Below are 14,287 nucleotides of genomic sequence, written 5' to 3'. Positions count from 1 at the left end.
TAAACTTGATGTAAAGGCAGCACTTTACACCGATGGGCTAAAATTTGACAACAAAACTGCTTAGTTGCCTGATAAATGCTTTGATTATCTTAAATACCATCCGGTTTAGATAAGCATATTGAAAGAGTATAACCGGGTAAGTTTGTTTATTCGAAACTGAAAGCACATAACACGGATATCTAAATCAATCATAGTACATTGCCACGAGATCACGCTTTTGTCGAACGTAGGCTTGTAGTCTGTTCTCTAGCGCAGCAGGCAATGTTGCATCCGCTTCAACAAAATTGAGCGCTTTATAAAACAGAATTAAATGCGAATAACAAAAGGTGTAAAGCGGTTTATCATGATTTTCTTGTCGAAACTGAATTGTTGCTTGTGCTAGCAGAGCACTTGCTATGCCTTGCTTCCTGTATTTGGGCGCAACTAGCACGCCAACGATTAACCAATAAGACTCTACTGGCTGGATGCGACAAGCTGCAATGATACTAGAACCTACTTTAGCTACCCATATTTGGTCATGCCTCGCAGCCCTACCACGAGCACGATGTAGATTGTAGAACTTGTTTACCAACGGGGTTTGAATGGTTGGCAGCTTAATTACTTGGTAGCACACAAAACTTACAAGCAAATGCTAGGCAAGCATTAGCCCCAGATAAAACTCAAATTTCTGTTTTAGGGTATCTTGCTCGGAGAGTGGACGAGCATTTATTGTGTCGTAAATCAGTTCTCGAGTTTTTTTTCCGCGCTTTATTTGATAAGCCCAAAATGACGCTTCATATTCAAGTTGAATTTGGTATTTATCTTGACGAGATAGATTACACAGATTATGACTCATAGCTGTTATTGACCAATAAAAACATGTTGGTGAGTTTATCATAAGTCGCGGAATTTATAACATCACATCAGCTGCGGATAAGCGAATTTGTCCCACTCCCCTGTTTTATCCATTATTTGTCGCTATTACTAACTAAAAACGCCCTATTGATATAAACCAACATCATTAGAAACGGATTATCACGTATGCTTAAAAGTTTACGCTCTTCAAACGGTTATCCGCAGCTGAGATTAACTGGACTTTGTTTGATGTTAGAGCGTTAAAATACTTAGGAGTAATAAGCTAACTCATGACTTTGTCGCGTTGTACAACAATTCGCTCAATTTTTATATATAATTGCGTCACAAAAATAAGTTCATAACACTAGGGTCTGTTGATCTTTGCTGTTTGGTTTTTGTTCCCCGCAGTGGGTTTTGAGCGCGGCGCTCAACTTGCCGCCTAGTAATCTAGGCAAAAGTTGAGCAACCATGCACAAAGCGCACGGAGGTGAACCTGAAGGGCTGCGCTTGATTGGCATTTCTACTTCGTAATCGCCTGACTCACATAGAATCACTATGCTACGCAGGCTCTGCCTTGTATAAATGCCAAGCAAATTGCTGCAAAAACAAACTTGAAAGATCAACAGGCCCTAACATCAACTAAGAGAATAGCTTTGCCAACACGACTCCTTTTCATCTTCTGTCTATGCTTTTCCTGCCTAAAGGCGGTGAGTGCTCCGTTACCTGAGCTACACTTCAACAAGCCATCGGATACGCCACAATCAAGATATGTAATTGAACTTATGACCTTAGTCTATAGCGAATTAGGATATACTTTGCGTATCGACGATATTATGCATAGCAGCGCTTTGTATGCGGCAAATGCTGGAGAGCTGGATGGACAATTAGGCCGAGTCGCCAGTGTCGGTGAACAGTACAAAAACCTAATTCGTATCGATGTGCCTATTTTTAAGTTTAACCTACAACTATTCAGCCTTTGTACTGACTGTCGGTACCAAGATTACCGCTCTATTGTGATTCAAGCCGGCTACCCTGCAGCAAAAGATTATATCAACTCTCATCCCAGCAACGCTTACATTATTGAAGTTAAAAACGTCATATCTCAGCTGAATCTGGTTATGCAAAAAAAAGTCGATGCGGCGCTGTTACTCGACTTTCACCTCAATCAACACATCAGTAAGTTGGATTTAGAGCAAATGCAGATCAGTAATATTCTTGCGGTTGAAGCTTTCCACTTTATTCACAAAAGACACCGCGATTTAGTACCTAAAGTAAAAGCAAAACTACAAGAGTTTAGTCAAAATGGTTTAATGGCAAAGCTAAAAACTAAATATCAAATTTAAAGTTTTCACCTTCACTATTTGGATTATCTTGCTGCTCTTTGGCTTTTTTCTGCATGTATCTTTTGTATCTTTGCTGGCAAAGGCTTACCACCTTACGCTTTTGTTCGTTAGTTAACGTATTCCAGGCAAAGCGCTCTTCTCTACTGCGATAGCAACCTTTGCAATAGCCTCGATTATTCACCTGACAGATCCCCTTGCATGGGCTTGGGATCTCAAATATTTCAATTTGTTCCATCGAACTAAAGTCTACAACACCGATTTTATGAAGCTTGAATTCCAGCAATACGTTGCTCCTAGCATAATGGCTGTGACAATAACTGCCAAGCATAAAAAAGCAGCGCCCCCTTTGTTCAGACATAAAAAAATCCGATACCTCGGTAGATATCGGATTTTTGTTATCGGTTAATGCAGATTAACTAGGTTAACATTATCCGTAAAAGCGATTCACATTACGTACGTTATGCTGTCTCGCTAACACAGCAAGCAGCATTAATAACAACAGAGCACCGAAGGAGCCTGAAGAACCTTTATCTTCTTTACTCTCTTCTTTTGGAACTACCGAGGTTTTTGCAGCCGTCACGGTCACTTTTACCTCAGCACTCGCCGATGCACCTTCAGTATCTGTGATGGTATAGCTAATCGTTGCAACACCTTCAAACCCTGATGCAGGAGTAAAACGAATTTTCTGCGTATCAGTAATAGACACCGAACCTTTATCAACCGCTACACTTGCGATTGCTAGCGTGTCTCCATCGATATCCGTATCGTTAGCCAATACATCAATCTCTATGACTCTGCTACCTTCGCTTGTCGCTTCATCAGCTGCCGCTACCGGTGCGCTATTGAGGTAAGTAACTACTTTGGCAACCCCACTTGCTGAACCACCTTGATCATCCGCTACCATGTAGTAGATTGAAATGGTGCCGGCAAAATTCTCTGGCGCCGTGAAATAAACTAGATTGTTTTTCACTTCAACAGCCCCTAAGTCACTTTGCGCATTGAGAAGCGTCAGCGAGTCACCATCGGGATCAGTATCATTACCTATCAAGTCTAACTCAACGGTTTTACCGGCAAGTACCTTAAACTCATCTTCTATCACTTGAGGCAATTGGTTGTTGTTAATCACAACAGCCATACCACTTGGATCAACAACTTGTTTATTGGCAATACCATCATCGTCATTCGGCCCACCATCAACAATTTGTAGTTTGATACACCAATGACCCGCATTTAAGCCTGACTGCCATTCAGTACTAGATAGTGAAGGACAGTAACCTTGTGCGCCTGGCGCGGATAGTACGTTATTACCTTCGCCAATATGGAAGTCGACCCATTTGCCATCTTTATACTTACGATAGCTCGCATTTAGCGGTATTTGTGCTTGCTGAGGCAAAACAATACTGAACACGTCACCAGGCTTGTTCAGACCAGAAGCTACAAAGTCGTATAGACCGCCCACATTCTTAGCGGTCTCATCCATAGGTAGCTCTGAGGCTAATAGCAGCGCACCACCTGAAGAATTTTTCGCCACAGCAACACCTTTTCTTAATGAAGTCCCAGGTTGCGACTCAATTAAGAAGCTATCGCCATTACTGGCTTGGCTTTGCAATACATTAGGCTGCGATATCGCATCTTGATAATCCGGAATACCATCGCCATCACTGTCGCTATACCCTTCCTCATTATCTGGGATCATATCGCCATCACTGTCTTGCTCAGTTAGCGTAGCAAGCTGCTCTGTCACTTCGATGTATACATCTTTGCTTGCTGACAACGCTGGTACACCATCATCGGTTACACTGACAGTAAGATGATAAATACCTGCAGGCAACTGCGCTGGTGAGAACACAAAGGTGTTTGTTGCATTGCTAGTGTTAATAACCAACGGATCTTTGCTTTGCCACTCAATGGTAAGCTCATCATCAGTATTTGTATCGCTTGCAGTCGCTTGAACACTTACATCACCTTGATCTTGAGCGACTAGTGTGCGTTGCTCACCCTGCTGGGTAACCAAAGTGGCAACGCTTGGCGCTACATTACCTTGCGCTATGGTCACGGTAGCTTGGCTTGCTGCTGAGTCAACATTAGCACTTGCATCAAGACTGATAACCAGAGTTTCATCTTGCTCTTGCTGAGCATCTTGGTATACATCAAAGCTAATTGACCCAGAGTGACCCTGTGCTATTTCTAACTGACCCGAGATAAGACTGTGGTCTTGCTCGGTTGCAGTGCCTGAAACAGTGTAAGGGATCACTACAGGGTAAGTTGGCGCATCACCATTCAACGATACTCTCAGCGAGTAAGTTCCACCTTCACTGACGGTCATTCCTGAATCAATAGAAACCAATGGCTGAACCGTCACAGTTTGTTCAGCAATAGCTTGACGGCCTTGCGCGTCTTCTGCTTGCCAATAAACAAGGTGTTTGCCTGGCTTAAAGGTGCGCTTATTATCGACTAACGAAACCGCAAGGTTATTCCCCTGCGTATCCACAGCAGATGCGATACCCAAGTCAACCTTAGTGAATAAACCACTCGCATTGACCGTGATGTCGGCAGGTGCAGTGATATTAGGCTCGCCAGCTTCAGAAGCAGCAATAACAACCGATGCAACCGCATTAGCTCTTGCTTTCTCTGGATCAGCAATCACATAACTAATGGTCACCTTAGCTGAAGCTGTTCCCACAGCTTGATAAACTAATTTACCATTTTCAATACTAACGGTGCCAAAAGAAGCCTGCGCACCAACAATGGTTAGTGATTGTTGATCAACATCGCTATCATTACTCAACACATCAAGTACATAGCGATTAGAGTCATTAGCGTCGAACTCAAAACTATCATCTAGTGCAACCGGAGCATCGTTGACTGAGTTAACCACAACCGATACCTGCGCTTCATTCGACTTAGCAGAACCATCATTTGCGATATAACTAAACGTATCTTCACCGTGATAGTTTGCGTTTGGCGTATAACTAATTACGTTGCCTTGCACAACTACCGCTCCAGACTGAGGCTGCTGAACAATTTGCAGTGTTAGCGTGTCACCGTCAACATCACTTGCTGTTGGAATAAAGCTAGTGTTGCCATCTTCTTCTACTTCGATGGTTTGCGGCTTAGCAAGTGGTGACGTATTGACATAGGTTACCTCAATATTAAACGGCGCTAAGCTTGCTGAAAGCTTCGAGTCGCTAACGCTAATTTCAATCGCTTCAGTGCTGCCCACATCTGCACGTGATGGCTTTCCTGATAATAAACCCGTTGCCGTATCAAAACTTGCCCAAGTAGGCTTGTTCTTGATGCTAAAGGTCAACGTATCACCATCTGCATCAGTGGCCGTCGGCGTAAAGCGATATTCATCACCTACTTTAACAGCAGTAATAGGCGTGCCTGAGATTTCAGGGGCTTTATTCACTGGCGTTACTGGCGGCGTCGGTGGTGTCGGAGGCGTCGGAGGCGTTGGCGGCTCTGGTTCTGGTTCTGGCTCTGGCAGTTCTCGCTTAGGAAGCACACCAATAGCCACTGTTGCAGGCAACGAGTTCTGCTTACCATCAGTTGCGATAAACGTAAAACTATCACTTCCAGTAAAGCCGTTAGCAGGTGTGTATAACCACGTTGTATTATTCGCTTGAAGCAACGTACCATGTTCTGGTTGTAACTCTATTGTAAAGGTTAGTTCATCACCATTGGGATCAATGGCTGACAATATCACTGGAAGCGTTTCCCCCTCGGTGACGGTCAGTACGTTAGACAAAGCAATAGGAAAGTAATTGATTGGATTAGTATCAAACAACCTAACTTTTGCTTCATTTGAAACCAAACCATGAGAGTCCTTGACGGTATATGAAAAGCCATCTTTTCTGTCAAAGCTGTCACCAGGACGATAGATTACCGCGCCAGTATCGAGTACTTCCACAGTACCAAATTCCGGTTGAGCGACGATAGTAACCGTTGAGATGTCTAAGTGATCAGAAGCTGCTGTCGAATTACTATCAACGTCAGTATCATTACCCAGTAGGTTCAGTTCAAATACACCCGATTTTTGAATATAAACCACATTGAATTGTGCTGTAGGGGCATCATTAACCGGATTAATCGTAAGCGTCACAACCGCAGGCTTCGACTTTAGATTTTCGCTGTTAATTAAAGTATAGGTAAAGGAGAACTCACCGAATACGTTTTCAGCTGGCACTATTTCAAGTAGACCATCATCTTGAACAGTCACTGTCGCAAACGGATAAACCCCAGCTCCCGCGCCTTGATCTTCGAGGATGATATTGTCTTGACCAAATAGCTCACTTACTTCATTTGCCGCTGAATCATTCAACAGAACATTAAGGCTAGTCGCGGTGTCTTCATCGGTTACCACCGTGTCGTCTGCAGCTAGCGGTCGCTCACTATCTAGACCGATATTAATCGTGATGGTTTTCTCGACTGACTCTAGGCCATCGCTATCAGTAATAACGTACTTGATCTCTTCAGTTTCGCCCACCACGCCTTTATTGGGCGTATAGTTAAAAGTTCCTTTATCTTGATCAACGGTAATTGAACCTAATGTGGGTTTCGAAGTGAGATATATGCTGCCCTGCGGAAGGTTATTGTCATCTTCAGCATCATACGCAATCGCGCGCACTGCAATACCCTTGGCAGCGCCGCTTTCTTCAACGCTAAGGTTAATATTTTTCGCTATAGGAGCATCATTAACTGGGCTAACGACAATAGAAGCCTCAGCCACATTTGATTCATCACCCTTAGCATCTTTTACTGTGTAGCTAAATGAGTCCGGACCATTATAGTTTTTGTTTGGAGTATAGACAGCAGCACCAAACGCTAGTGAGACCTGACCATGTTCAGGCTGTTTAACAAGTTGCACAGAATCGGCAAATAAGTCGTTTTGTCTGTCCGTGTCATTACGTACTAATGAGAAAGATACAGGCGTATCTTCAAACGTCGAAGCTGTATCATTTTCAGCTGTAGGGGCATCTGGATACGACGTAAATGAGAGTGTTACCGGACGTATTTCTGAGTGTGCATCGCTTTCATCCATAAAATAGTAGGTAAACGAATCTTCCAAGTTTAATGAGGCATCATGTTGATAGATAAACGAACCATCTTCATTTAACTCAAGCTCACCAAATGACGGCGCTTTATCAAGCTTCACGCGCAGTGCATCGCCAGAATCAAGGTCATCGTCGTGGGCGACTGTTAATAAACCATTTTCTTTTGAGACGGTGATTTTTTCTCCCATACGTGCAGAGAAATGTTTATCTTCCCCCTTACCCCTAGGTGCATCATTGGTGTTTCGCACTTCAATGCTGAATGCTTTTAGCTCAACAAGAGGGCTGTCAGGCTTTTTATCAGTCACACTGATAACAATGTTTTCGCTAGTACCGACATGCTCATCCAAAGGTGTACCGCTAAGCGTACCGGTTACCGAGTCAAAATTAGCCCACAATGGTTGGCCTGTAATATGAAACTCAAGTTCATCACCATCTACATCATCTGCAAAAGGAGTAAAGGTGTAGAAACTATCTTCTTCTATTAAAGGGTTAGGATCGCCACCAATGGTAGGCAAAGTATTTGCTTTCGTGACTTCAATGCTAAATGCAGGCAGCGATGCTTTTGCATTTTCAGAGTCTTCTACGGTGATAGTGATGTTGTTATAGGTTTTAACATGTTCACTGCCAGGTGTGCCTGACAAGTGACCTGTTTTTTCATCAAACAACGCCCATTCCGGTGGGTTTTGGATGGAGAAAGTTTTAGTATCATTTGAATCTTCGTCAAAAACGGTTGGTTCAAATGCGTAAAACTCACCTTCTATGATTGTTGTTACTGGTGTACCTGAAATTTGCGGAACATCGTTAACACCTTCTACCGACAAACTAAAAGACTTTGTGCTGACAATATGTGCACCATCCGATAGATAGTATATTAGGCCTTCATAAGTACCGACATTAGCCTGACTTGGCGTTGCAAATATTCTTCCCGTATCAGGATCAAGTTTAAGCCAACTGGGTTGATTCAGTAATGTGTAGGTTAACTTGTCACCATCGACGTCATGTCCGTTAGGAGTAAATTCAAAAAAGGTATCTTCATAAAGGTGTTGGTTTTTCACCTCGTCGATTTCAGGCTTATCAGGAACTGCGTCAAGATTTATCTGAACCGTCGCTTCTGCAAATTGGCCTGATTCATCAGTAACTCGATATTTAAACGAGTCGTTACCATTAAAATTGGATTTCCCTGAGTAAATATATTTAGGATAGTCATATTGCTCACCAGTTCTTGTTACGGTGCCGTTTTCTGGAGGCGTTATTAGCTCAAATTTTAATAGACGTTTGTCGTCATAAGGGTCATAGTACTCCAGATCTAGCAAAAGCTCGGTGTCTTCTAAACCTTTAAAGCTTATGTCATTTGCTACGGGGTTTGCATTGTTGTGTTTGATCTCAACTGAAAAGGTCTTTGATGTACTCAGAAGGCCATCACTTGCGATAATTTTTATATTTTCATAAATACCAACGTCTGAGTTGCCTGGATTTGCCCAGAATGCGTCTAGATCTGTATCGTAAAAAAGCCAATCAGGAACATTCTCAAAACTCAAACTAATTTTATCCTCATCTCCTTTATCATTACTCCTGTAATAAACCCGAAAACGATAGTGAGTATAAGCTAGCGTCTCGGTTATTGGCGTTGCTGATAGTATAGGAGGAGTATTTTCAGCCACCTCAATTTCAAATGGAACAAGCGTCGTATAATTTGCCTGAACAGACTTTATGATCAATTTTGCATTGTATCTACCTGCTGTTTCAGGTGTGCCAGATAATACTCCTGTTGCCTCGTCAATACCTAACCAACTAGGTGCGTCTTGTAAAGAATAAGCCACGCCACCAACAAGTCTGTCTTTTCTAATATCCATTGAGACATCAAACTGTCCTTCAAAGCCCGCCAAAAACTCTATTGGATCATTGAATTTTTTTACTGGAGGAAAATAATACTCGAGAACCTTAATTGAAATCGGTCGTAAATCAAAACTTTCATTGCCTGAGTGTGCAGTTATTTGAATATTCTCATATAGACCCACTACATCAGCACTTTGAGCATATAGCCTTCCGTTATCGGGATCGAATTGCATCCAGCTAGGCATATTTTTAATCGAAAAAGTATAACCATCACTATTTTTGGGACGTACACTGAAGCCGGTTCCCTTTTTTATTACAGGTTCAATGTAATAATGTGGGATATCTTTATCTGTATCTACAATAATTATGTTTAGCTGCCTAGATATGGTATGCCAATCATTATATGCAGTTACCCTTACACTGTAAGTTCCCGGGGGCACGGCATCTTTTAAAGTTAAATTTTGAGCGTCTCGATAACCTTCTTTTATTTCAAATAGCTCGTTATTATCGTCACCTTCACCACTAGACAAATTAAAGGTATATCTATTATGGTTCCTATACAGTTGGTCTACCACATGCAGAGTCGTATATGCACCCGCAGCCACTCTTAGTTGATTCTTTTCCGCAAAAATATCGGTTGGGGTATTGTCTTTTTCAAATACAATAGAGCCGATATCAAAAGTTTCATTAACATTAATAAAACCTGCGGTAAAAACGGCATCACTTTCAGTGTCAGGTCCAGAATATTTAAATGTAATAAAAGATTGACCATACTGTAGCGAAACAATATCAATATTATTTTTGCGATAAAAGTCAGTGGTATTTAAGGTCACCCCATGGGGTTTATAAGTAATTGACCCAACAATCTTATTGTCTTGGTTCTCGTCAATACATTGCAGAGTATCACTTCCCCATTGATGGTCATTAATCACATGAAAGCTGGTGCATTCATCGGCAAGTGCATAATTACTCATCAGGAGACTCAGACACAGAAATACTGATCTCTTACTCCCTTTAGCAATTTTTAAAAGATTCAGGAAATCCTTTAATTGAGGAAGTGATAACCACTCCCTTTGGTTAATGTTCATAATAGTCCTTTCTATTATTTTGTAGAGCTGATAACTAACACTGTGAGCGAATGGCACACGCGTAAAAAGTTCCCAGAAATTATACATGAAACCATTGCAAATCTAATCTGCTTTTAGAAAAAAATTAAAAAAAACAAATAGATAAATAAAACAACCTAGAAACAAAAGAAACAAAAAATAAACATCCAGATTAATAATACCGCGTAAGGCGAACTCTGCTTTAGAGATGAGGGCTATGGTTATCCGTATTGAGAGTGCCTTGTTTGAAGCAAGTAAATAACCTCAACCGAGAATAAGCGAATAGCTCTTAGGTCGATTTGATTATCATCAACATAAAAAAATCCGATACCTGTTGAGGCATCGGATTTTTTATAATTCAACATAGTGCTTAACCAACTTAGCTGATTAAGCATTTTGCAGTTTTAGAAATTACTTTTTCTTAACTGCTTTTTTGTTTGGTAGGTCAGTGATTGAACCTTCAAATATTTCAGCGGCTAGGCCGATTGACTCGTTCAATGTTGGGTGAGCGTGGATAGTTAGCGCTAGGTCTTCACCGTCTGCACCCATCTCAACTGCTAGGCCGATTTCACCTAACATTTCGCCTGCGTTGATACCAACCATAGCACCACCAATCACGCGGCCAGACTCTTTATCAAAGATAAGCTTAGTTGAACCTTCGGTACGTGCAGAAGCAATAGCACGACCAGACGCTGCCCACGGGAATACCGCAGTTTCGATGCTTAAACCTTGCTCTTTCGCTTCTTTCTCAGTCACACCAACCCAAGCGATTTCAGGATCTGTGTATGCGATTGAAGGAATACACTTAGGATCGAAGTAATGCTTCTTACCAGAGATAACTTCAGCAGCTACGTGACCTTCGTGAACCGCTTTGTGCGCAAGCATAGGCTGACCTACGATGTCACCAATTGCGAAGATGTGGTCAACGTTGGTTTTCATTTGCTTGTCAGTGTTGATAAAGCCACGCTCGTCAACGTTCACACCCGCTTTTTCAGCGTCGATTAGCTTACCGTTTGGTGTACGGCCAACAGCAACCAATACTTTGTCGTAACGTACTTGGCCTTCAGGTGCTTGCTTACCTTCGAATGAAACGTAAATACCGTCTTCTTTCGCTTCAACTGCAACAACCTTAGTTGAAAGCATTACGTTGAACTTGTCTTTTACGTACTTCTGATAAATCTTGATAACGTCTTTGTCAGCAGCAGGAACTAGTTGGTCAGCGAACTCAACCACGTCGATAGCTGAACCTAGTGCACGGTAAACGGTACCCATTTCAAGACCGATGATACCACCACCTAGTACTAGAAGCTTTTCAGGAACATCTTTAAGCTCAAGCGCACCCGTAGAGTCGATAATACGCTCATCTTCAGGAATGAAAGGTAGGCTTACTGGCTGAGAGCCTGCTGCAATAATGGCGTTGTCAAAAGTTACTGTTTTTGCACCATCAGCGCCTTCAACAGCGATAGTGTTAGAACCTGTGAACTTACCGTAACCGTTAACCACAGTTACTTTACGCATCTTAGCCATACCACTAAGACCGCCTGTTAGCTGACCAATTACAGACTCTTTCCAAGAACGAATTTTGTCTAGGTCAATTTGTGGAGCACCGAAAGAAACACCGTGAGAAGCCATTTCAGCTGCATCATCAATCACTTTTGCAACGTGAAGAAGGGCTTTTGAAGGGATACAACCAACGTTCAAGCACACACCACCTAGCGTGTCGCGAGATTCGATTAGTGTAACGTCTAAACCTAAGTCTGCTGCACGGAATGCCGCAGAGTAACCACCAGGACCACCGCCTAGTACAACAACTTGAGTTTTGATTTCGTTGCTCATGTTATTACCTTAACTGTTATTTTGAACGGGTTTATACCAACACGCTTAACTATCTGGTCAATTTGAGAGATAAAACCTGCTGCTAACTGCGTTAAAAATTTCTTATTTAGAACAACTAAATAGCAAAATTTTTGCCTTGTTATCAACTCGCTTTTCTCGACTCAAAAATTGATCAACTAATTTAAGAGGATTGGTATTACTCATTATGAGTAGCCGACCCAAAGTGCCTGCCTAACACCCTGACACGGGCACTGGGCAAAGCGTTTTTTGTTGCACGAAAGTGTATCATTCACACTCTCTATTGTCCCGCCTAAATATCAGGCAAGACCCTAATATCCATAAAATAAAACCGCACAACGAAGCGTCATGCGGTTTCTTTTATTACATCACTAGCTGGCGAATATCGCTTAGATAGTTTGCAAGTGTCACCGTAAAGCGAGCAGCTAATGCGCCGTCAATAACGCGATGGTCATATGAACAGCTTAGCGGCACCATTAAGCGCGGCTCAAATTCTTTACCATTCCACTTTGGTTTAAAATCAGACTTAGATACACCAAGAATAGCGACTTCAGGCGCATTGACGATTGGCGTAAATGCCGTACCACCAATACCACCTAGGCTTGAGATAGTGAAACAACCGCCCTGCATATCTGATGCAGTCAACTTGCCATCACGTGCCTTTTTAGAAATTTCCATTAGCTCACGAGACAGCTCAATGATGCCTTTCTTGTTTACATCACGAACGACCGGAACTACTAGGCCATTTGGCGTATCTACCGCGATACCAATGTGCACGTACTTCTTAAGGATTAAGCTCTCACCGTCCTCTGACAGCGACGAGTTAAACGTTGGGAAGTCTTCAAGTGCTTTGGCAGCGGCTTTCATCACGAAGACTAATGGAGTGATCTTCACGCCCATTTTCTTCTTCTCAGCCAACACGTTCTGTTCTTTACGGAACGCCTCAAGCTCAGTGATATCAGCTTCGTCAAACTGTGTAACGTGTGGGATTTGTACCCAGTTACGGTGAAGGTTAGCACCTGACAGCTTATTGATACGAGAGAGTTTCTTCTCTTCGATTTCACCAAACTTGCTGAAATCAATTTTTGGCCAAGGGATCAAACCAAGCTCACCACCGCCAGTGTTGCCACCTTTAGCAATTTGACCTGACTCTACTTGTTTAACCAGCTCTTTTACGTAGTTTTGCACGTCTTCTTTGAGTACGCGGTTCTTACGACCAGTACCTTTAACACGCGCAAGGTTTACACCAAATTCACGCGCTAAGCGGCGTACCACTGGTGATGCGTGAGCATATTGGTCATTCGCCACAAAATCGTCTTTTTGCGCAGACGCTGTTGGTGCTGTTGCTTTCGTTGCTGGAGCCGCTGGTGCTGGCGCTGATTGTGCAGCAGGCTGAGCTGCTGGAGCTGGTGCAGCACCTTGTACTTCGAACACAAAGATTAAAGAACCGGTCGATACTTTATCGCCCGTATTCACTTTGATCTCTTTAATTGTACCGGCAAATGGTGCAGGTACTTCCATTGAGGCTTTGTCGCCTTCAACGGTGATCAAAGACTGCTCTTCTGCCACAGTATCACCAACTGCAACCATGACTTCAGTGACTTCAACTTCATCGCCACCAATATCTGGTACGTGTACTTCTTTTTCTGCCGATGCTGCCGGAGCTTCCTGTTGTGCAGGAGCTGAAGCTTCCTGATTAACTGGCGCTTCACCACTACCAGCGACTTCAAACACAAAAATCAATGAACCGGTTGAGACTTTGTCGCCCGAGTTAATTTTGATTTCTTTGATAGTACCTGCAAATGGCGCTGGTACTTCCATTGAAGCTTTATCACCTTCAACGGTGATTAGTGACTGTTCCTCAGCAACACTGTCACCAACAGCAACGAGAATTTCGGTTACTTCTACTTCGTCGCCGCCAATGTCAGGTACATGCACTTCTTTTACTTCAGTGCTCTCTGGCGCTTGTGCCGCTGGAGCGGGTGCCGCTGCTGGCTGCTCAGCTGATGCTTCTGCTGATGCAGCTTCAAATACCATGATCAAGGAGCCTGTAGAAACCTTGTCGCCTTCGGCGATTTTGATTTCTTTAACCGTACCTGCTTGTGCAGCAGGTACTTCCATTGATGCTTTATCGCCTTCAACGGTGATCAGCGATTGCTCTTCTTCAACCGTATCCCCTACGCTAACTAGGATCTCGGTTACTTCAACCTCATCTGCACCAATATCTGGAACGTGAATTTCGATTGCCATCACTTAT

Annotated in this window: 7 protein-coding genes; 1 reads left to right on the top strand and 6 read right to left on the bottom strand. The window is 42.8% G+C overall.

The features are described 5' to 3' along the window. Window positions 1-184 precede the first annotated feature (184 nt). Together ACSLBF_RS03210 and ACSLBF_RS03205 are read right to left on the bottom strand one after the other, a co-directional pair. Window positions 185-613 (bottom strand): GNAT family N-acetyltransferase, encoded by a 429-nt coding sequence (locus tag ACSLBF_RS03210; RefSeq protein ID WP_440055178.1) that lies wholly within the window; start codon window positions 611-613, stop codon window positions 185-187. Between the two features lie 18 nt (window positions 614-631). Continuing rightward, on the bottom strand, window positions 632-835 hold the full coding sequence (locus ACSLBF_RS03205) for a DUF3283 family protein (RefSeq protein ID WP_440055177.1): 204 nt from the start codon (window positions 833-835) through the stop codon (window positions 632-634). 706 nt (window positions 836-1,541) lie between these two features. Between ACSLBF_RS03205 and ACSLBF_RS03200 the strand changes: the two genes are divergently transcribed. After that, window positions 1,542-2,177, top strand: coding sequence for a substrate-binding periplasmic protein (locus ACSLBF_RS03200; protein ID WP_440055176.1), 636 nt, complete (start codon window positions 1,542-1,544; stop codon window positions 2,175-2,177). Here the strand turns inward: ACSLBF_RS03200 and ACSLBF_RS03195 are convergent. The 4 genes from ACSLBF_RS03195 to aceF form a co-directional block, all read right to left on the bottom strand. Then, entirely contained in the window at window positions 2,161-2,412 is a 252-nt protein-coding gene (locus tag ACSLBF_RS03195; protein WP_440056189.1) for a DUF1289 domain-containing protein, read from the bottom strand. The two genes, ACSLBF_RS03200 and ACSLBF_RS03195, sit on opposite strands and share 17 nt — an antisense overlap. 192 nt (window positions 2,413-2,604) lie before the next feature. Beyond that, window positions 2,605-10,044, bottom strand: coding sequence for an Ig-like domain-containing protein (locus tag ACSLBF_RS03190; RefSeq protein WP_440055175.1), 7,440 nt, complete (start codon window positions 10,042-10,044; stop codon window positions 2,605-2,607). Between the two features lie 543 nt (window positions 10,045-10,587). Beyond that, a complete protein-coding gene (gene lpdA, locus ACSLBF_RS03185) occupies window positions 10,588-12,012 on the bottom strand; it encodes a dihydrolipoyl dehydrogenase (RefSeq protein WP_440055174.1) in 1,425 nt (474 codons plus the stop codon). A 381-nt stretch (window positions 12,013-12,393) separates the two neighbouring features. Continuing rightward, the gene (aceF, locus tag ACSLBF_RS03180; protein ID WP_440055173.1) at window positions 12,394-14,280 is read right to left on the bottom strand and encodes a pyruvate dehydrogenase complex dihydrolipoyllysine-residue acetyltransferase; all 1,887 of its coding nucleotides are present in this window, start codon (window positions 14,278-14,280) and stop codon (window positions 12,394-12,396) included. Between the last annotated feature and the right edge of the window lie 7 nt (window positions 14,281-14,287).

It is taken from the genome of Pseudoalteromonas sp. T1lg65 (assembly GCF_051930985.1).
In the GTDB taxonomy this organism is placed as follows: Bacteria; Pseudomonadota; Gammaproteobacteria; order Enterobacterales; family Alteromonadaceae; genus Pseudoalteromonas.
Note: the sequence above shows the minus strand (reverse complement) of the source record. Positions and strands in the feature narration are given on the sequence as shown.